This window comes from Pseudomonas sp. GQ91 (assembly GCF_059758795.1).
Map to the genome: position 1 here is coordinate 38,670 of NZ_JCAXED010000020.1, position 16,234 is coordinate 54,903.

General features: G+C 56.2%; 23 protein-coding genes, 1 tRNA gene and 3 pseudogenes. 9 read left to right on the forward strand and 18 right to left on the reverse strand.

The genetic code is table 11. From position 1 onward, the window contains the following. Positions 1-2: 2 nt before the first annotated feature. The gene (gene serS, locus AC6CIA_RS24195; protein ID WP_498315636.1) at positions 3-1,283 is read left to right on the forward strand and encodes a serine--tRNA ligase; all 1,281 of its coding nucleotides are present in this window, start codon (positions 3-5) and stop codon (positions 1,281-1,283) included. Next, a complete protein-coding gene (gene cysG / locus AC6CIA_RS24200) occupies positions 1,284-2,678 on the forward strand; it encodes a siroheme synthase CysG (protein WP_498315637.1) in 1,395 nt (464 codons plus the stop codon). A 117-nt stretch (positions 2,679-2,795) separates the two neighbouring features. Here the strand turns inward: cysG and AC6CIA_RS24205 are convergent, their stop codons facing one another. From AC6CIA_RS24205 to AC6CIA_RS24235, 7 genes are all read right to left on the reverse strand, one after another. Next, entirely contained in the window at positions 2,796-3,791 is a 996-nt protein-coding gene (locus AC6CIA_RS24205; protein ID WP_498315638.1) for a glutathione S-transferase family protein, read from the reverse strand. Between the two features lie 87 nt (positions 3,792-3,878). Beyond that, complete coding sequence (locus tag AC6CIA_RS24210; protein ID WP_498315639.1) at positions 3,879-4,880, reverse strand: glycosyl transferase family protein; 1,002 nt, start codon at positions 4,878-4,880, stop codon at positions 3,879-3,881. Further along, complete coding sequence (locus tag AC6CIA_RS24215) at positions 4,877-5,212, reverse strand: TusE/DsrC/DsvC family sulfur relay protein (protein ID WP_498315640.1); 336 nt, start codon at positions 5,210-5,212, stop codon at positions 4,877-4,879. The genes AC6CIA_RS24210 and AC6CIA_RS24215 overlap by 4 nt, the downstream gene beginning before the upstream one ends. Continuing rightward, positions 5,209-5,502, reverse strand: coding sequence for a sulfurtransferase complex subunit TusB (tusB, locus tag AC6CIA_RS24220; RefSeq protein ID WP_498315641.1), 294 nt, complete (start codon positions 5,500-5,502; stop codon positions 5,209-5,211). The genes AC6CIA_RS24215 and tusB overlap by 4 nt, the downstream gene beginning before the upstream one ends. Continuing rightward, positions 5,502-5,852, reverse strand: coding sequence for a sulfurtransferase complex subunit TusC (gene tusC, locus AC6CIA_RS24225; RefSeq protein ID WP_498315642.1), 351 nt, complete (start codon positions 5,850-5,852; stop codon positions 5,502-5,504). Before tusC ends, tusB begins: the two co-directional genes overlap by 1 nt. A gap of 1 nt (position 5,853) precedes the next feature. Continuing rightward, entirely contained in the window at positions 5,854-6,246 is a 393-nt protein-coding gene (tusD, locus tag AC6CIA_RS24230) for a sulfurtransferase complex subunit TusD (RefSeq protein WP_498315643.1), read from the reverse strand. 88 nt (positions 6,247-6,334) lie between these two features. Further along, positions 6,335-7,006, reverse strand: a complete 672-nt coding sequence (locus tag AC6CIA_RS24235; protein ID WP_084378026.1) for a Bax inhibitor-1/YccA family protein — start codon at positions 7,004-7,006, stop codon at positions 6,335-6,337. A 152-nt stretch (positions 7,007-7,158) separates the two neighbouring features. On the opposite strand from AC6CIA_RS24235, the gene AC6CIA_RS24240 reads away from it, so the two are divergent. Further along, positions 7,159-7,249, forward strand: a tRNA-Ser gene (locus AC6CIA_RS24240). A gap of 94 nt (positions 7,250-7,343) precedes the next feature. Here AC6CIA_RS24240 and AC6CIA_RS24245 read toward each other — a convergent pair. The 3 genes from AC6CIA_RS24245 to AC6CIA_RS24255 form a co-directional block, all read right to left on the reverse strand. Next, positions 7,344-7,580: a site-specific integrase gene (locus tag AC6CIA_RS24245; RefSeq protein ID WP_498315644.1), complete on the reverse strand. Its 237-nt coding sequence runs from the start codon at positions 7,578-7,580 to the stop codon at positions 7,344-7,346. 71 nt (positions 7,581-7,651) lie between these two features. After that, entirely contained in the window at positions 7,652-7,867 is a 216-nt protein-coding gene (locus AC6CIA_RS24250) for a DUF4224 domain-containing protein (protein WP_498315645.1), read from the reverse strand. 2 nt (positions 7,868-7,869) lie between these two features. Then, positions 7,870-8,091 (reverse strand): hypothetical protein, encoded by a 222-nt coding sequence (locus tag AC6CIA_RS24255; protein WP_498315646.1) that lies wholly within the window; start codon positions 8,089-8,091, stop codon positions 7,870-7,872. A 302-nt stretch (positions 8,092-8,393) separates the two neighbouring features. Between AC6CIA_RS24255 and AC6CIA_RS24260 the strand changes: the two genes are divergently transcribed. Together AC6CIA_RS24260 and AC6CIA_RS24265 are read left to right on the forward strand one after the other, a co-directional pair. Beyond that, positions 8,394-8,534, forward strand: coding sequence for a hypothetical protein (locus AC6CIA_RS24260; RefSeq protein ID WP_498315647.1), 141 nt, complete (start codon positions 8,394-8,396; stop codon positions 8,532-8,534). A 146-nt stretch (positions 8,535-8,680) separates the two neighbouring features. Then, positions 8,681-9,061 (forward strand): hypothetical protein, encoded by a 381-nt coding sequence (locus AC6CIA_RS24265; protein WP_498315648.1) that lies wholly within the window; start codon positions 8,681-8,683, stop codon positions 9,059-9,061. A gap of 24 nt (positions 9,062-9,085) precedes the next feature. Here AC6CIA_RS24265 and AC6CIA_RS24270 read toward each other — a convergent pair whose 3' ends face one another. Both AC6CIA_RS24270 and AC6CIA_RS24275 read right to left on the reverse strand, forming a co-directional pair. Further along, the gene (locus tag AC6CIA_RS24270) at positions 9,086-9,400 is read right to left on the reverse strand and encodes a DUF4406 domain-containing protein (protein WP_498315649.1); all 315 of its coding nucleotides are present in this window, start codon (positions 9,398-9,400) and stop codon (positions 9,086-9,088) included. A gap of 2 nt (positions 9,401-9,402) precedes the next feature. Beyond that, a complete protein-coding gene (locus AC6CIA_RS24275; protein WP_498315650.1) occupies positions 9,403-9,672 on the reverse strand; it encodes a hypothetical protein in 270 nt (89 codons plus the stop codon). 46 nt (positions 9,673-9,718) lie between these two features. On the opposite strand from AC6CIA_RS24275, the gene AC6CIA_RS24280 reads away from it, so the two are divergent. Next, positions 9,719-9,928 carry a hypothetical protein gene (locus tag AC6CIA_RS24280; RefSeq protein ID WP_498315651.1) on the forward strand — a complete coding sequence of 70 codons (210 nt, stop codon included), beginning with the start codon at positions 9,719-9,721 and terminating at the stop codon, positions 9,926-9,928. On the opposite strand, the pseudogene AC6CIA_RS24285 reads toward AC6CIA_RS24280, so the two are convergent. Together AC6CIA_RS24285 and AC6CIA_RS24290 are read right to left on the reverse strand one after the other, a co-directional pair. Further along, positions 9,915-10,691 (reverse strand): annotated as a pseudogene (locus AC6CIA_RS24285) (nucleoid-associated protein). The gene AC6CIA_RS24280 and the pseudogene AC6CIA_RS24285 sit on opposite strands and share 14 nt — an antisense overlap. Before the next feature lie 12 nt (positions 10,692-10,703). Then, positions 10,704-10,919 carry a hypothetical protein gene (locus tag AC6CIA_RS24290; protein WP_498315652.1) on the reverse strand — a complete coding sequence of 72 codons (216 nt, stop codon included), beginning with the start codon at positions 10,917-10,919 and terminating at the stop codon, positions 10,704-10,706. A gap of 97 nt (positions 10,920-11,016) precedes the next feature. On the opposite strand from AC6CIA_RS24290, the gene AC6CIA_RS24295 reads away from it, so the two are divergent. Beyond that, complete coding sequence (locus AC6CIA_RS24295; RefSeq protein ID WP_498315653.1) at positions 11,017-11,388, forward strand: hypothetical protein; 372 nt, start codon at positions 11,017-11,019, stop codon at positions 11,386-11,388. Between the two features lie 135 nt (positions 11,389-11,523). Here the strand turns inward: AC6CIA_RS24295 and AC6CIA_RS24300 are convergent, their stop codons facing one another. Both AC6CIA_RS24300 and AC6CIA_RS24305 read right to left on the reverse strand, forming a co-directional pair. Continuing rightward, entirely contained in the window at positions 11,524-11,853 is a 330-nt protein-coding gene (locus AC6CIA_RS24300) for a hypothetical protein (protein WP_498315654.1), read from the reverse strand. 895 nt (positions 11,854-12,748) lie between these two features. Further along, the gene (locus AC6CIA_RS24305; protein WP_498315655.1) at positions 12,749-12,985 is read right to left on the reverse strand and encodes a hypothetical protein; all 237 of its coding nucleotides are present in this window, start codon (positions 12,983-12,985) and stop codon (positions 12,749-12,751) included. Between the two features lie 397 nt (positions 12,986-13,382). On the opposite strand from AC6CIA_RS24305, the pseudogene AC6CIA_RS24310 reads away from it, so the two are divergent. Together AC6CIA_RS24310 and AC6CIA_RS24315 are read left to right on the forward strand one after the other, a co-directional pair. Further along, a pseudogene (locus tag AC6CIA_RS24310) lies at positions 13,383-14,150 on the forward strand (PAS domain-containing protein); the annotation flags it as partial. 111 nt (positions 14,151-14,261) lie between these two features. Continuing rightward, positions 14,262-14,738 (forward strand): annotated as a pseudogene (locus tag AC6CIA_RS24315) (methyl-accepting chemotaxis protein); the annotation flags it as partial. Positions 14,739-15,066: 328 nt separating this feature from the next. Here the strand turns inward: AC6CIA_RS24315 and AC6CIA_RS24320 are convergent. Together AC6CIA_RS24320 and AC6CIA_RS24325 are read right to left on the reverse strand one after the other, a co-directional pair. Continuing rightward, on the reverse strand, positions 15,067-15,327 hold the full coding sequence (locus tag AC6CIA_RS24320) for a hypothetical protein (RefSeq protein ID WP_498315656.1): 261 nt from the start codon (positions 15,325-15,327) through the stop codon (positions 15,067-15,069). Between the two features lie 267 nt (positions 15,328-15,594). Next, on the reverse strand, positions 15,595-15,978 hold the full coding sequence (locus AC6CIA_RS24325; protein WP_498315657.1) for an aegerolysin family protein: 384 nt from the start codon (positions 15,976-15,978) through the stop codon (positions 15,595-15,597). Between the last annotated feature and the right edge of the window lie 256 nt (positions 15,979-16,234).

A 16,234-nucleotide genomic window follows, 5' to 3' on the forward strand; every position in this document is an offset into this window, starting at 1 on the left:
ACATGCTCGATTCCAAACTGTTACGTAGCAACCTTCAGGACGTAGCGGACCGCCTCGCATCCCGTGGCTTTGCCTTGGATGTTGCGCGCATCGAAGCGCTGGAAGAACAGCGCAAGACCGTCCAGACCCGCACCGAAGCACTGCAGGCTGAGCGGAATGCGCGCTCCAAATCCATCGGCCAGGCCAAGCAGCGCGGCGAAGACATCGCGCCGTTGATGGCGGACGTCGAGCGCATGGCGGGCGAGCTGGCCTCAGGCAAAGTCGAGCTGGACGCGATCCAGAGCGAACTGGATTCGATCCTGCTGGGTATTCCCAACCTGCCCCATGAATCCGTGCCGGTGGGCGCAGATGAAGACGGTAACGTGGAAGTGCGCCGTTGGGGCACGCCGAAGGCTTTTGATTTCGAGATCAAGGACCATGTCGCCTTGGGCGAACTGAGTGGTGGCCTGGATTTCGAGACCGCGGCCAAGCTGTCTGGCGCTCGTTTTGCCTTGTTGCGTGGTCCGATTGCTCGTCTGCACCGCGCCCTGGCGCAGTTCATGATCAACCTGCACACCGGTGAACACGGCTACGAAGAAGCCTGGACCCCATACCTGGTGCAGGCCCCGGCGCTGATGGGCACCAGCCAGTTGCCGAAGTTCGAAGAGGACTTGTTCAAGATCAGCCGCGATGGCGAAGCCGATCTGTACCTGATCCCGACGGCTGAAGTGTCGCTGACCAATATCGTTGCCGGTGAAATTCTCGACGCCAAGCAATTGCCGTTGAAGTTCGTCGCGCACACGCCGTGCTTCCGCAGTGAAGCCGGTGCTTCCGGCCGGGATACTCGCGGGATGATCCGTCAGCACCAGTTCGACAAGGTCGAGATGGTGCAGGTGGTCGAACCTTCGACCTCGATGGAAGCGCTGGAAGGCCTGACGGCCAACGCCGAGCGGGTCCTGCAATTGCTGGAGCTGCCATACCGCGTACTGGCACTTTGCACCGGAGACATGGGTTTCAGCGCGGTGAAGACCTACGATCTGGAAGTGTGGGTGCCGAGCCAGGACAAATACCGCGAGATTTCGTCGTGCTCCAACTGCGGAGACTTCCAGGCTCGCCGTATGCAGGCGCGTTTCCGTAACCCGGAAACGGGCAAGCCGGAACTGGTCCACACCCTCAACGGCTCCGGTCTGGCCGTAGGCCGTACCTTGGTGGCGGTGCTGGAAAACTATCAGCAGGCCGACGGTTCGATCCGCGTTCCTGAAGTGCTCAAGCCTTACATGGCTGGCGTCGAGGTCATCGGCTAAATGGAATTTCTGCCGCTGTTTCATAACCTGCGCGGCAGCCGTGTATTAGTCGTCGGTGGCGGGGAAATTGCGTTGCGCAAATCCCGGCTACTGGCCGATGCCGGCGCGTTGTTGCGGGTGGTTGCTCCGCATATCGAAGATCAGTTGCGTGAACGGGTAGAGAACAGTGGCGGCGAGCTGATTGTCCGCGGCTATCAGGCGTCAGACCTGGACGGCTGCGTGCTGATTATTGCCGCAACCGACGATGAACCGCTGAACGCTCAGGTGTCCAGCGATGCCCGGCATCGTTGCGTGCCGGTCAACGTGGTGGATGCGCCCGCGCTGTGCAGCGTGATCTTTCCGGCGATTGTCGACCGTTCTCCGTTGGTGATTGCGGTTTCCAGTGGTGGCGACGCGCCGGTGCTGGCGCGGTTGATACGCGCCAAGCTGGAAACCTGGATTCCGTCGACGTACGGCCAGTTGGCTGGATTGGCGGCGCGCTTTCGTCACCAGGTCAAAGGCCTGTTTCCGGACGTACAGCAACGTCGGGCGTTCTGGGAAGAGGTTTTCCAGGGCCCGATTGCCGATCGGCAACTGGCCGGGCAGGGCGATGAAGCCGAGCGTTTGCTGGTGGAAAAGATCAATGGCGCGCCACCCCATGCGCCGGGCGAGGTGTATCTGGTCGGTGCAGGCCCCGGTGATCCGGACTTGCTGACCTTTCGTGCCCTGCGCTTGATGCAGCAGGCCGATGTGGTGCTGTACGACCGTCTGGTGGCGCCCGCGATTCTTGAGCTGTGCCGCCGTGATGCCGAGCGCGTGTACGTCGGCAAGCGTCGGGCCGAGCATGCGGTACCGCAGGATCAGATCAACCAGCAACTGGTGGATTTGGCCAAGCAGGGCAAACGTGTGTTGCGTCTCAAAGGCGGCGATCCGTTCATTTTCGGACGTGGTGGCGAAGAAATCGAAGAGCTGGCGGCCCATGGCATTCCGTTCCAGGTGGTGCCGGGCATTACCGCGGCCAGTGGCTGTGCGGCCTATGCCGGTATTCCCCTGACTCACCGCGACCATGCGCAATCGGTGCGTTTCATCACCGGGCACTTGAAGAACGGTACCTCGGATTTACCCTGGAGTGATCTGGTCGCGCCGTCACAAACCCTGGTGTTCTACATGGGACTGATTGGTCTGCCGATCATCTGCGAGCAACTGATCAAGCATGGTCGTTCCGCGGATACTCCGGCCGCACTGATCCAGCAAGGCACCACGTCCAACCAGCGGGTGTTTACCGGCACCCTGGCTGACCTGCCGCGATTGGTGGCGGAGCACGAGGTTCATGCGCCGACATTGGTCATCGTGGGAGAAGTGGTGCAACTGCGTGAGCAACTGAAGTGGTTTGAAGGGGCTCAATCCCAGGTCTGATCCGTAGGAGCGAGCTTGCTCGCGAAAAACCTCAACGATAATGCCGCGGTCTGGTGTTTAACGCGGCGTTCTCAGGTTTCTCGCAAACAAGCTGCTCCACCGGGATCAGGGGCCCGTTCAGTTCCATACACCTTCGCTGACGAGCTTCTGCCGATCATGCGGGGTATCAAAATCTGGCAGCGGCCCTTTCGGCACGATCCCTGTCGGATTGATTGTCTGGTGGCTGGCGTAGTAATGCCCTTTGATGTGAGCAAAATCCACTGTCTCGGCCACGCCAGGCCATTGATACAGTTCGCGCAACCAGTTGGATAAGTTCGGATAGTCCGCAATCCGCCGCAAATTGCATTTGAAGTGACTGTAGTACACCGCGTCAGAGCGAATCAGCGTAGTGAACAGGCGTACATCGGCCTCGGTCAGGTACGCGCCGGCCAGGTAGCGATGATCACTCAAGTGCTGTTCCAGCCAGTCCAGTTCGGCAAATACCTCATCGAACGCCGTTTCGTAAGCCTGTTGCGAAGTGGCGAAGCCTGCACGGTAGACGCCATTGTTTACCGCCGGGTAAATCCGCTGGTTCAACGCATCGATCGTGGCGCGTAGCGTCTCAGGATAGAAGTCGAGGGCATTGCCCGTCAGCCCGTTAAACGCGCTGTTGAACATCCGGATAATCTCCGCCGATTCATTGCTGACAATTCGCTTCAACTGTTTGTCCCACAGCACGGGAACGGTGACCCGACCGGTGTAATCAGCAGTGTCTGCGGTGTAGCGCTGGTGCATGTAGGTGAAGTCGTCGAGCGCATCACCACTGGAACCGTGAGCCTTGTCGAACGTCCAGCCGTTTTCCCGCATCAGCCAACTGACCACCGACACGTCGATCAGACCTTCCAGGCCTTTGAGTTTGCGCAGTATCAGTGTGCGATGGGCCCAGGGACAGGCGAGGGAAACGTAGAGGTGATAGCGTCCGGCTTCGGCAGCGAAACCGCCATCGCCGGTTGGGCCAGGTCGACCATCGACAGTGACCCAGTTACGGCGTTGCGCCTGCTCCCGCTGGAAGGCGCCATCTGCGCTATTTTCGTACCACTGGTCATGCCAGCGTCCTTCGATCAGCAAACCCATGACTGACTCCTTGGCCTATAAGCGTTGGAGTCAGTCTAATCATCTGAGTTCGAAGAAATAGCGCAAAGGCTGGGGGTGAATTATCGATTAAATCGATGTGTTCCGCGCATCCCAGTACTGTCGGGCCCGTTCGAAGGCCTGTTCTCTTGGATGACCAAGACCGCGCAGCGCCAAGGCCATGGTGGCAATCAACGCCAATTGCGGATAGCTGTCCTGCACTTCGCCGCGCCAAACGGCCTTCAAGTGCTCAGGGTCGAGTACTGCCGGCTTGACGTGGCGCTGGGTGGAGAGGGCAGGCCACTCTTCGTCCCAACTGGCGCCGTCGCGAGTGCCGTACAAGTGGCTGATGGTGTCGGGATTGATCTCGATCTCGCCGCCGTCGCCCTTGATCACGATGGCATTGTCACCGAGCAGGCCGCTGGCATCGCGGTGTACACCCTGATAGCCGGGGTGAAAGATACTTTGCAGGCCGCAACGCGCGTTCAGCGGGTTGAGAATGCGTGCCAGGGAATGGATCGGCGAGCGCAGGCCCAAGGTGTTACGCAGATCAATCATGCGCTGCAGTTGCGGGGCCCAGTCACCCAGTGGCATGAACGCAAGGTTACCTTGTTCAAGCGCCGTCTCGGCATGCTGCCAGTTCCGGCACAACGGAATCTGTAGCCCTTCCAGCAACTGCTCGGTGTAGAGTCGGCCAGCGGTATGCGCGCCGCCGCCGTGCATGAAAATGCGCACGCCATTCTGTGCCAGGCACTTGGCTGCCAGCAGGTACCACGGCAGGTGGCGTTTCTTGCCGGCGTAGGTAGGCCAATCCAGATCAATGTTCAGCGCGGGCGCATTTAGGCGCGCACGCACGGCCTCGGTGAAACCGGCGAGCTCTTCCGGGCTTTCCTCCTTGTGGCGCAGCAGCATCAGGAACGCGCCGAGTTGGGTGTCTTCGACCTGTTCATCGAGCAGCATGCCCATGGCCTCCCGCGCTTCTTCGCGGGTCAGGCTGCGGGCGCCGCGCTTGCCTTTACCGAGAATGCGCACGAACGGTGCGAACGGGTGTTCGGAAGGTGTTTCGGTCATCAACGGGGCAAAGTCGGTCATAAGCAATTCGTCGGCCTGGGCAGGCCCGCCAGCTTGGCGGCGAGTTTGGCGGGAGTGCCATTGAACAGTCGGTTGAGGTGCAGGCTGTTGCCCTTTTCCGGGCCCAGCTTCAAGGCGGTGTACTTGATCAGCGGGCGGGTGGCGGGCGACAACTGGAATTCCTGATAGAAGCCCCGGAGCAGCTCGAGGATTTCCCAGTGCTCGGGCGTCAGTTCCAGGGCTTCAACTGCAGCCAGGGCACGCGCCACCTCCGTCGACCACTGATCCAGGTCAACCAGATAGCCGTCCTTGTCCAGCGCCAGGGTTCGCTCGCCTACGGTCAAGGTGTTCATAGCCAGGTGTTGACCTTGTCATGCTCGATCGACAACTGGACAAAGGCCGGATAGTCGACAGCGCATGCCCAATCGGGCACCTGCAGACCACGAGCCTGGCTGTCTTCGGTGAGTACAAAGACGTTCAGGGGCTTGGCTTGCAAGGCCCTGGACGCTGGGCAGCCGGCTTGCAGGGCGTATGTCGCGTCGCCGCACAGCAGGACCGCGTCTTGCGCGCCACACAAGTGCAAGCAGCTGTCCAGCCGGCTGTCGGTAAAAGGAGAATGGGATAATACGTGCAAGGTCGACATCAGAAGGTCATCACCTGGTCGTAACGCTCAAACATTTGGGAAATCTGTTCACTGCTCAGCGGCTGCACGCTGCCAGGCGAAGCCAGCCCGCGCTCGGCAAGGCTCCGGCTGCAAGCGAAGACCTCATCAATACCAAACAGAGACAGCGCTTGAAGATTGGCGCTCAGGTCTTTCTGCTGGATGGCTTTGGCGTCCTGGCCCGTGGCCAGTTGAAACACCCCGTCATCCAGAAACAACAGGCCAATCGGCAAATCAAATGCGCCGCCGGCCAGGACCACATCCAGCGCTTCGCGCGCGCTCGGTCCGGACCACGGAGCCTGGCGGCTGATTATCAGCAGGGATTTGGACATGTCAGGGCCCTCCAAAGCAGATCAGGCGGTCGGCGTCCTGGATTGCATCGTGCAATTGTCCAAGCCCTGACAACGCCCAGGGGGCATCCAGATTGACCGCGCTGCGCTGATAGCGCGCAGCCTCTTCGTTGTCCAGCACGCCACGGCGCAATGCGGCAGCGATGCACACCACGCCGTCCAGTTGATGCGCGCTGACAAAGGCGCGCCATTGGTGAGCGATATCCTGCTCATCCTGTGGCGTCACCACCGAGTTGGAGGCGCTGTAGACGCCATCCTGATAGAAAAACAACCGCACGATCTCATGCCCACCGGCCAGCGCTGCCTGGGCGAAGAGCAGGGCGCGGCGCGAGGAGGGCGCATGGGCGGCGGAAAAAAGCGCAATCGCGAACTTCATGGAACACTCTTTGGACAGATCTGGACCAATGATAAAGCCGCAGACAACAAAAAGCCCGCCGAAGCGGGCTTTTTGCATGAGGTTGCGATCAGTCGTCGCGGCTCATGATGCCGAAGATCTGCAACAAGCTGATAAACAGGTTGTAGATCGATACATACAGGCTGATGGTAGCCATGATGTAGTTACGCTCGCCGCCATGAATGATGGCGCTGGTCTGGAACAGAATGCAGGCCGAGGAGAACAGCACAAAACCCGCGCTGATCGCCAGTTGCAGGCCGCTGATCTGGAAGAACAGGCTTGCCAGCACGGCCGCCAGCAACACGAAGAAGCCAGCAGTGATGAAGCCGCCGAGGAAGCTCATGTCCTTACGGCTGATCAGCACATAGGCCGACAGACCACCAAACACCAGCGCAGTCATGGCAAATGCCGAGCTGACCACTTCCGCGCCGCCCTGCATGCCCAGGTACCGGTTAAGGATAGGACCCAGCAAGAACCCCATGAAACCCGTCAGGGCAAACGCCGACACCAGGCCCCAGGCCGAATCGCGCAGCTTGTTGGTAAGGAAAAACAGACCGTAGAAACCGATCAGCACCACGAAGATATTCGGGTAGCCGACGCGCAGCTGTTGCGCGACATACGCCATCACGCCGCTAAACGCGAGGGTGAGAGCGAGCAAGCCGTATGTATTGCGCAGGACGCGGCTAACCTCTAGCTGCTCAGCCTGCACGTTGCTATTAACTGCGTAATCCTGTTCGCGCATGGCGACACTCCTCCAGTTTTGAAACGTTCAGTCGCAAAGATCATAACAGACGCTCTGTAACAAGCCATGCACAGAGTTTGACAGTGTGTTTCATTCGGGTATTATGGCGCCCGCTGAGACAGGATGGACTACTATAATCCTGTGTTGCACAAGGGAAATTGGCAGAGTGGTTGAATGCACCGGTCTTGAAAACCGGCGAACGTTAATAGCGTTCCCAGGGTTCGAATCCCTGGTTTCCCGCCAAGATTCATACAAAAGCCCCGCGATTGCGGGGCTTTTGTGTTTCTGGGATTTGGGTAGGAAAAGGCGGTTTTTGGCTGGCGTTCCGAAACTTTGCCTATTTGGAGGGCTTAGCGGTCGCACCGATCCTCCGGTAGCCCCGTTTGGTGATCTCCTGTTTGCTGTGCCCCAGCAACAGGCTTGCATCTCCGATATCGACGATTTCCGAGGCCGCCTTAGGCCGGACGTCACGGAATTGAAACCCTCCTATCTTGGCTGCCAGTACCGGGTCGCCCTGATCGATTGCCTTCTGTTGGGCCTTCTCCCGCACCTTGTCCCAGCGCAAGCGCAACATCCCTTTTGTCATCCTCTTCCCGTGTTTGTTTATCAGCAGGTATTTGGAAGGGTGGCAGGCATTCCTCTCGGTCAAGCCGGTCGCGCCGGCGGTGGGTTTGGAGCTGTGATGGTGGCGTTGACCATTCCTAACTTCATACGAGCGAACATCCGGCCCACCAAGGGCCGGCCGCCACGGCTCTCGATGAATACCCAGTTGCGGTCCTTCAGCCACTTGCGCTGGTGGGCGCGGTGCTTGTAACCGGCCAGGTCGGCGAGCTCGTCGTCCGACAGGATCTCTGCCTGCATAACTACCTCCCGCCGCCTGCTGTAGGCCGCGCTGTCTTGATGATGTGAGTGGCCAGGCCGAAGCTGACCAGCGTCCAGGCGCAGGTACCGGCGAAGGCCTTGAGCAGATCGGTACTGCCGCCGTCCATGAGAAGCTCTGGAACGATCCAGAAGAACCAGCAGAGGCTGCCAAACGCGTACAGCACGGCCCCCAGCATCAGCAGGGTGAGTTTTATTGCGAGCATGGTTTGTCCTTGCCGTGCAGTCTGGAATCCCGTCGTGAAACCAGGTTGCTTGCCGCTCTTCAGGGGCGTCGTATTCGAAGTTGGTTTCGCGAACCTCTAGACCCTGGTTGGTGAACCATGAGCATGGGATCAGCTCGTCATCAGTGGATGGCCATTTAGGGTGGGTCCAAAGGCCCATGTCATGGCGCTCAACCGGTAATGGCTGGATCAAAACAGTTTCTTCAGGCATGACTTCGTCCTTGCCGCTATAGCGGCTGACTCTGTGGTTAAATAGGAAAAATTCCTAAAGGAGGGTTTGAGTTATGGAAAACACAATCAAACGACCGATGTTCATTTTGGGTGCGTCTTTTCTAGCCGTGGGCCTGGCTGCCTCAATTCCCGGAATCTGGATTCCCGGCATCGTCTTCATGGTCATTGGGATTTCCCAAAAACCGAAGAACTGATTCCCGGATGGACCTTGCCGCTGCAGCGGCTGACTTTGAAGGGGGGGCAATTAGTTTTTGCCTTAGAATCGGCTCGCCCCACAACGATGTTTGGCAAGCGAGGCGATGGGGACAGCTACATCAATCGGTAGAGGGGACAGTGCCTTATGGAAAGTAACGTCTTGGAATTCTTGAGGCGCTATCGGTACTTGTTACTGTCGTTGATGGTGGCTGCTTCGCTCGTAAACGCTTTTGTGCGTTTTTCTGGGGATTGGCGCAATTTCTTTGGGGCGTTATTCGTGCATGGATGGTTTATCCAGGCGGTCTTTGCTTACTTTCGAGGAGGCTGGGTCGGCATTGGGCCGAGCGGATTACCCAAAGATGCGAACCCCATGGGCAGGGCAGCGTTAGCCGCAACGGCGTTCGCGTTTTACCTTTTGATGTTCACCTACGGTGGATACGGTCGCGATGAGTCGGTCCATGAAAGAAGAGCTTCTGACTGGACGATGCCTACTCGAGAAGAGTTCAGGCGAGCGCCAGAGCAATAGCCAACTCGTGTGAGCAAAGGTTACTCACCTTGAAGTTTCCCTCGTTAGCAGATCATGGGCATTCACAACCGTCATGCCGAGGCGTTCGGCGATCAGGACTTCCAGGCGGGCGCTCTTTGAATGCTCCCATCCGGGCAGGGTTGCCACGGTGTCGCAGCCCATCAGGGCGGCAATGTCGCGGCGCATGCAGTCGTTCCAGGTGCCGCCGTCGGGGTTGTTCTCGGCGGGGTTTGTGACGGTGTGGCCGCTGGCGCGCAGGTTGGTGGTCATGGCGTGGAAGGCGGCGAAGTTAAGGCCGGGCAGGCCGGTCATGGGGCCGCTGAGGTATATGTGCTTCATGCTTACTCTTTGTCATGACCTGGGCAGCCACCGCCAGCGAAATCGAAGCCTTCACCCGGTGGCCCGAATGGAAGCACCTCTTTGCCCAGGGCCAGCGCTTCGAGCAGATGATTCTTCGCCTCGTCGGCGGTGCATTCATGTCCGTCAACGCGGAACATACCTTTGAGTTGGCGCTTGCTGAAATCGCGAATTGCCCCGCGCACGCTCAGATGAATGTGAAAGGTGCGGCGGTTCGGGCCGAAGGGATCAGCCGGTTGGTTTTTTGTAGGCATGATGGGGCCTCGCCAGTAATAATGCGGCTTTGTTCAAGGAGGGGTTATGAGGAAAACCAAATCGTTCGGCGCGGTCAGTGTGACGGTTGCCAATATGTCCGGTCGTGATGTGCAAGGTGGCTGGGTCATTGAAGAAATATCAATCAACGACCAACCTGTTGAGTACAAATCGCAGTCTTTTCAGTCGGAAGATGAAGCCTTCATTGTCGCACGGGGCTTCGGCAACACCGAGGCCGATAAGCTCACGCAGCGATAGATTTTTCAGCAGTTAAACGCCAAGGATCGTTGGCCGATGCCAGCGCAGCCATCGGCGGTGGGCTGACGCTGTTGCCACACATGTGCACCTGCTGGGTTTTAGTGGACGGCTTGTCGTCGGCGCCGTGGCTGATGATGTAGTCGGCCGGGAAGCCCTGGGCCTTTTACAGCTCGGACGGCTTCAGTATCCGCAGGCAGATGTCGACAACCACATAGGGCACATAGGGCGTGCCCTTAACCATGACGGTGACCATGGCCAGCCTGTCCTTGGTGGTGATTGTCGGCGCAGGGGAATCGCAAGCACTGATGTTTTCGGTTCCGTAGTAGCTGATCAGGAAGGCGGCAACGCGCAGGGCACCGGCTTCGTGCTCCGGTGACAGGGTGAGCGACACCAAAGAACTCTTTCCGCCGCCACCGGCGGTGATGGTAGGCGCCGGCCCTTCCAGGCCCTGGCCAACACTGCCGCCGAATGCCCGCTCCATGAACGCACTGACCAATCCGTGATGCTGGCCGCCGGCGCTGACGGTGTCCAGGCGGATGTGGTCCAGGTCCAGGCGCTTCAAGGTCATCAGATGCAGCGCTTCGGTCATGGTCACCGCTTCGGTTTCCTGCACCAGGGCAATGACCAGGTATTCGGTCAAGCCTTGCTGGTAGTGGCAGAAGAGGGCGTGGCCGCCGGTGATTAGGTTCGACTCCTCCATTAGCTTGGCCAGGTGCTCGACAGCGATGGTGCTGAACTTGAGGAAGTCACTGACTCCTGCCAGGTACTTACCGAGCTATCCGCTGAGCGGATGTGCGCCAGACTCAAAGTGAAAGAAGCCCCAACCTTTGCCGGTGGTTGCGTTGTAGCTTTCGTTGAACTGCTGCATCAGGTCGTCACGGGCCTGGCTTTCGACTTGCTCTGCGCCGCCGAGGAACAGAACTGCCGGGGTGCCGTCTGGCTTCTTGTCGATCTTGTCGATCTTGTGGATTGCGCTGTGAAGTACGGGCATTGCGTTTACCTCAGGTAGGCGCCGCCCTCCGCGACTGGTGGTGGCAATTTGGCATGAGCTGGGGTATTAATGCCGAAATTTTTGAAGGAACAAAACTATGCGTATTTGGATTGGTTCACTGATGCTGCTCACCTCTGCTGTAGCGCTCGGTGATGAGGCACAGCTGAAGCAGTGGGAAAAGATGGATCGCTGCTCCAATGCAGCTTTTATCGTGGTAAAAATCTTGGAGGAAAGTGCAGACACCTCCAAGCAGGCGCTAGCTCTACATGGAGCGGTAGAAGGACTCAAAACCAACACAAAATTGAAAGAAATGACGCCGACTGGAAACGAAGTCATTGGCGCCTATAACTTTGCGCTTCGGATCTCTTATGAGATGCCTCGCCCCTTCGCAAAGCGTGAGCATGATTGGCTCATTGCGCAGGCCGCGACTGCATGCACTTTATGGGTTCCAAGTGTTAGCGCCCAGTAATCAAAGCTAGTGGATGGCCGGCGTTCATTTATCGATCGAGCCACTGACCAACTCGGATCATGTCGCCACTTCACATTTACGGTCCCTCTAGTCCCGGCGGCGCCCTCCGTTACCGGATGCAGCGAGTAGGGTGGGTTATGCGGGCTCGATGATCTCGTCGCCCGGGTCTTTCTGGATAGCCAGCATGCTTTTATTGCGGAATTCCCGCGCCATGTTTTGCGATATCTCGATTTCGTGGCGCGGCGGATTCAGCAGCGGCCGGCACTTCGTCGAACCCATCGCATGCAGGTGATGAATCATCAGTGTCAGCGCCTCGCCCTGCTCAGTAATGCCTGACCACTCTATCAGGTCGGCCAGGGCTTGGCGTGTGCCTGGTCGAACCCTGAGCCTCAATTCCTCTTCGGCAAGTGCCACTCGCTTCCTGGCAGACTTGGCCGAGCGTTCTTTCTGCGGTACTGCTGCCATGACTGACCTCTTGGAGGTTGCGCGCCTGTAGTTTTAATGCGCAGATATTTATCTATAATGCTGAGTGTTCGTAACTTACAAGGAATGAAAACAAGATCTTCTAGTGCGTGTATTTTGGCTGCTAGGCGTAAAATTCAAAAATAGCCCAAAGAGATACCGGCTTTAGTATCTCCTTGGGTTCTATCGGTTAGTCTTTGATGTTTAGCAAATGCCAAACAGATTCGCCGTAAAAAGAACAGTTCCGTTCAAGTAGACAGTGGCCTTAAGACCTGTGGGTATAAAAGATCCACATGTCTCAGCACAAACTTTTAGCTGTCCACTGACTGGGATTGTAATTGGCGATGTTAAACAGTAATCGCCATATACGGGAATGGTAAAGCAGATTTGATTGGTGGCCTGATTATAGCTGGCCCCAACACACACGGACATCCTAAGGGCTAGCACACCATCTAGTTTTGGACTTGAGGCGGCTTTTGTGCCGAACCCGACTGTTGAATAATCGGGTACGTGTTCGTGAGAGTCTGAGTTTTTATGTTCTTTGCAAGTACAGTCGCTCATTGCAGTATCCTCATCCTGAGTTTTTGTTGGCGATTGCCAACAGAACTTAACTTAGCTCTAAGATTTAGAGTTCACAAGTTTTTGTGATGTCAAATTGATATCAAATTGAGATTATAATTTTAGTTGTTCAGATATTCGGCTATAAGGGTTTCTTATAGCGAATGTTTCTTGGGTTTTTTTCGAAATTAGTTTGCTTTCTATCAGTTTCGAGGCAAATGAAAACTTTGACTTGAACGCTCAGCTTTGTCCCAAGGGGCAATTGCGGTTTCAACAGACGGTTTCTATTCCGCTGGCCGGCAGTGCGAGCCAGGTTGGTCGGCGTCTCGCGCTGACCTGTTTATTGATTCGCTTCACGCAGCGACCTTCTGTTGATTCCAGGCACCGGCGGCTTCGAATAGGCCGTGACGCCTTGTTGGGAGTGCATGTGGCACTTGAATACCACGCTGCCACCTCTGGCCAGCTCTTCGGCTGCGTTGTACAGCCACTCACTTCGAGCCACCTCCTGAGATATCTCGCTCACCGGAGGCGGCAGTCGTTCGTCGTGCTCAAACTGAGCCTTGCGTAGTGCTGACATGGTCGCCTCCAAAGTGGCGAGTTGTTCACCTGTATTCGTCAACACTCATGCCTCCCGCTGGTTGCCGATGGGCGCGGGGGGAGTGCTGACGGGTAGAGGCGGGGAAGGTTGGGAGCCGCTTACGGCGGCGAGTCGTTGATACCGGCGGGTGCGGCTTAGAAATCGGTCGTGACGTTGATGCTTGCCAGCTTTTGTCCTTCGCCAGCAGCGGTGATTTCCAACCGGGCTTTGTGATTCGAGTCTCGACTCATTCGCTGGTGCCGCAGGTTATGAATTGATTGATAAGGCGGTTTCTTGACGTCAAATCATAATTGACTGTGATGCTATTCAGTTGCTGGATTGTGCGCCGATATCGGCTAGAGAGGTGTTCGACGAAGATAACAACGAGGGTCCATCCATGTTCAATAAAGCGCTCAAACGTGAACTGGCGGCTAGGACGGCTGAGACGGCGGAATACAGGGGATTGATTGAAGCATTAAGCCGCTCTATGGCGGTGGTCGAATTCGACTTGGATGGCAGGGTCCTGCGAGCGAATGAAAATTTTCTCGTCACGATGGGGTATCGCGCTGAGCAATTGCTCGGCAAAGTTCATCGTGACTTCTGCTCAGCGGCCATAACTAGCAGCTCCGACTACAGCCAGTTCTGGTCGCAATTACGAGCAGGAAAATTCGTATCGGGGACGTTTCAGCGAATCAACGCGCTTGGGCAGAGTGTTTGGCTTGAAGCGAGTTACAACCCGGTGCTCGACGAGCGCGGCCAGGTGCTGAGGATCGTCAAGTATGCGTTGGACGTAACTGAAAAAGTGACTCTGGAAGCGTTGACGCGGGCCAAGATGGACGCCATTGATCGGGCCATGGGGGTGGTCGAGTTTGATCTTGAGGGCAACCTTCTCTTCGCCAACGAGAATTTCATGCGCACAATGGGATACGGACTTAACGAGCTTAAGGGGAAGCACCATCGGTTTTTTTGCGAGCCAAGTTTAGTCAGCAGCAGCGAATATAGTGAGTTTTGGCGTCGATTGAATGCCGGCGAGTTTTTCAGTGACCAGTTCAAGCGGATCGGCAAGGACGGGCGAGTAGTCTGGCTGGAAGCGACCTATAACCCGGTTTATAACGCTGATGGGAAATTGTCGAAGGTCATAAAGTTCTCCAGTGATATCACTGAGCGTGTCGAGCGCTTTGAGGAGGACGCTCGCGGCGCTTCACGGGCTTATCACATTTCCGCCGAAACCGAAAAAGTTGCCGAGCAGGGCGCGCGCGTCATTCAGGAAACCGCCAAAGAGATGCGCCAGATAGCTGACAACATTGGCTCCTCGGCGCGGCTGGTCGGTCAGTTGGGAGATCGCTCTGAACAGATCACCGCCATCGTCAATACTATCCGCGGTATCGCTGATCAGACCAATTTGCTGGCCCTTAACGCCGCCATTGAAGCCGCGAGGGCGGGTGATCAGGGCCGGGGCTTTGCGGTAGTGGCGGACGAAGTCCGGCAATTAGCAGGGCGCACCAGTCGTTCAACGGCTGAAATCGCCGACATGATTGGTAAAATCCTTTCTGAAACGCGCGATGCGGTTGCCAGCATGAACTCCACGCAGGAGGGCGCGCAACGTGGTGTTAGTTTGGCCGATCAGGCCGGTTTAGTGATCTTGCAGATTCGCAGTGGTACCAGCGATGCACTGGAGGCGGTGAGCATGTTCGCTTCCAAACTGGACGAGTCAGATGTGATTCCCAAAACTGCCGTCGGTTGGGTCGGGTAGAGCTTAGATTCACATATATTCTTTCAGCCGTTTCATCATTACCGCTCTAAACGCGGCAGTGACTTCAGGTTGATGTGCTGCTGATAAAGACGTTCTTGGATCAGAAACAAGAAGCCCGCTCGTGTGGGCTGTCGAGTATCGAAAGGAGCGAAAGCTCGACCGAGGACGTGTAGACGAGGGATACGTCGGCGCTACGAGTGAATTTCAGGCAAAGAAAAGCCCGCGATGGGGAGGGCGGGCTGAAAATGGTTCACAAGGAGCTGGGTAACCATAAACGCCCGAATGTGAAGACGGTGTGAAATATTCCGATCGCACGCTCAGAGGTTCATTACGCCCGACTAGAACCAGTGTTACGAGACGCCTGCCTGGAAATGACCATTTCCTCAAGAATTTCCCGGACGAGTTTGTTGATGCCTGCCGCCCCGTGATACTGAGTTCGGTCGATGTTCACAATCGTGAATTGCGCAGAGTCTGGCCCGATGACGTCTACAGATAGCGTGCTATCCACTTTTAAAGTGCAGTTGATTGAACAATTCGGTAAGCGCTTAGAAAGAATCGCCTCGATCTGTGCTCTGTTAAGCGTATCCATTCGAGTTTCCAGTCGGGGCAGATGAGGCCTAAAGACTAGCTGCTGCGAGGAATCTGTAAATGCTGTCAGAGTGATTGCATTGCTGGCGGATGCAAGAAGCCCGGCGTACGTGCAGGAGGTGGTGGCTCCTGGTCCATGACTAACAGCGAGCATTATCAAGAGTTTGAGACTGTATTCTACTGCTCAAACTGTCTAAACGTTAGTTTTGAAATAGCCGCTCGAAATTTTCTCGGCGGCTATCTGATCCACTAGGCCAGCTCCGTTAGATTATTTTTTTTCTGCCCTGAAGGTCACAGTAGCGTTATCGCCTTCCCCGCCACTATATGAAACTTTAACGTTATCGCTATCAGTCGTGATGTCATACGAGTTAGATCCCACGTATGGGTCGTCCCAGTGAATATTTATATTGCAAATTTCATCAGCGGCAGCATCATAAAAGGCGTAGGAGCAAAGTGCCTCCGTGCCCGTCGCGAAGCCGTCCGACTCTGTTTTCCAATAGCCTTTGCCGGGAACATTATCGTTCATCTTCAATATTTTCTGCGGAGGATAGGTGTCCCATTCCCCATGATCTAACTTCAGAGAATTCTGAGTCAAGCTCAAGTTGGAATCGAGGAAATTCTCAAAATAAACATCAACGCTTCTTTTAGCCATCGGAATAATTCCCTTTATTGAGTTAGCAATGCGTTTGCAGGATTTCGTTTAAGTCTAGCTCCAGTAATTTTTATGTCTATTTATAGGCGGTTGCTCCTTTTGGGTGGGTTTTATTGTTGCCTGTGATAGATTGCCACGGAGGGACTTGGTGTCCAGTTTCGCGTTGAAGTGCTTGTTCTACAGTCAGATGGTACTGATTAAAAATGTATGTGTGCATGATCAATTGAACACGCGCACTTAGAAATTCACCGTGTGT

Coding starts and splice junctions, on each gene's coding strand:
- serS (WP_498315636.1), top strand. CDS start 3: ATGCTCGATTCCAAACTGTTACGTAGCAACCTTCAGGACGTAGCGGAC.
- cysG (WP_498315637.1), top strand. CDS start 1,284: ATGGAATTTCTGCCGCTGTTTCATAACCTGCGCGGCAGCCGTGTATTA.
- AC6CIA_RS24205 (WP_498315638.1), bottom strand. CDS start 3,791: ATGGGTTTGCTGATCGAAGGACGCTGGCATGACCAGTGGTACGAAAAT.
- AC6CIA_RS24210 (WP_498315639.1), bottom strand. CDS start 4,880: ATGACCGACTTTGCCCCGTTGATGACCGAAACACCTTCCGAACACCCG.
- AC6CIA_RS24215 (WP_498315640.1), bottom strand. CDS start 5,212: ATGAACACCTTGACCGTAGGCGAGCGAACCCTGGCGCTGGACAAGGAC.
- tusB (WP_498315641.1), bottom strand. CDS start 5,502: ATGTCGACCTTGCACGTATTATCCCATTCTCCTTTTACCGACAGCCGG.
- tusC (WP_498315642.1), bottom strand. CDS start 5,852: ATGTCCAAATCCCTGCTGATAATCAGCCGCCAGGCTCCGTGGTCCGGA.
- tusD (WP_498315643.1), bottom strand. CDS start 6,246: ATGAAGTTCGCGATTGCGCTTTTTTCCGCCGCCCATGCGCCCTCCTCG.
- AC6CIA_RS24235 (WP_084378026.1), bottom strand. CDS start 7,006: ATGCGCGAACAGGATTACGCAGTTAATAGCAACGTGCAGGCTGAGCAG.
- AC6CIA_RS24245 (WP_498315644.1), bottom strand. CDS start 7,580: ATGTTGCGCTTGCGCTGGGACAAGGTGCGGGAGAAGGCCCAACAGAAG.
- AC6CIA_RS24250 (WP_498315645.1), bottom strand. CDS start 7,867: ATGCAGGCAGAGATCCTGTCGGACGACGAGCTCGCCGACCTGGCCGGT.
- AC6CIA_RS24255 (WP_498315646.1), bottom strand. CDS start 8,091: ATGCTCGCAATAAAACTCACCCTGCTGATGCTGGGGGCCGTGCTGTAC.
- AC6CIA_RS24260 (WP_498315647.1), top strand. CDS start 8,394: ATGGAAAACACAATCAAACGACCGATGTTCATTTTGGGTGCGTCTTTT.
- AC6CIA_RS24265 (WP_498315648.1), top strand. CDS start 8,681: ATGGAAAGTAACGTCTTGGAATTCTTGAGGCGCTATCGGTACTTGTTA.
- AC6CIA_RS24270 (WP_498315649.1), bottom strand. CDS start 9,400: ATGAAGCACATATACCTCAGCGGCCCCATGACCGGCCTGCCCGGCCTT.
- AC6CIA_RS24275 (WP_498315650.1), bottom strand. CDS start 9,672: ATGCCTACAAAAAACCAACCGGCTGATCCCTTCGGCCCGAACCGCCGC.
- AC6CIA_RS24280 (WP_498315651.1), top strand. CDS start 9,719: ATGAGGAAAACCAAATCGTTCGGCGCGGTCAGTGTGACGGTTGCCAAT.
- AC6CIA_RS24290 (WP_498315652.1), bottom strand. CDS start 10,919: ATGCCCGTACTTCACAGCGCAATCCACAAGATCGACAAGATCGACAAG.
- AC6CIA_RS24295 (WP_498315653.1), top strand. CDS start 11,017: ATGCGTATTTGGATTGGTTCACTGATGCTGCTCACCTCTGCTGTAGCG.
- AC6CIA_RS24300 (WP_498315654.1), bottom strand. CDS start 11,853: ATGGCAGCAGTACCGCAGAAAGAACGCTCGGCCAAGTCTGCCAGGAAG.
- AC6CIA_RS24305 (WP_498315655.1), bottom strand. CDS start 12,985: ATGTCAGCACTACGCAAGGCTCAGTTTGAGCACGACGAACGACTGCCG.
- AC6CIA_RS24320 (WP_498315656.1), bottom strand. CDS start 15,327: ATGGATACGCTTAACAGAGCACAGATCGAGGCGATTCTTTCTAAGCGC.
- AC6CIA_RS24325 (WP_498315657.1), bottom strand. CDS start 15,978: ATGGCTAAAAGAAGCGTTGATGTTTATTTTGAGAATTTCCTCGATTCC.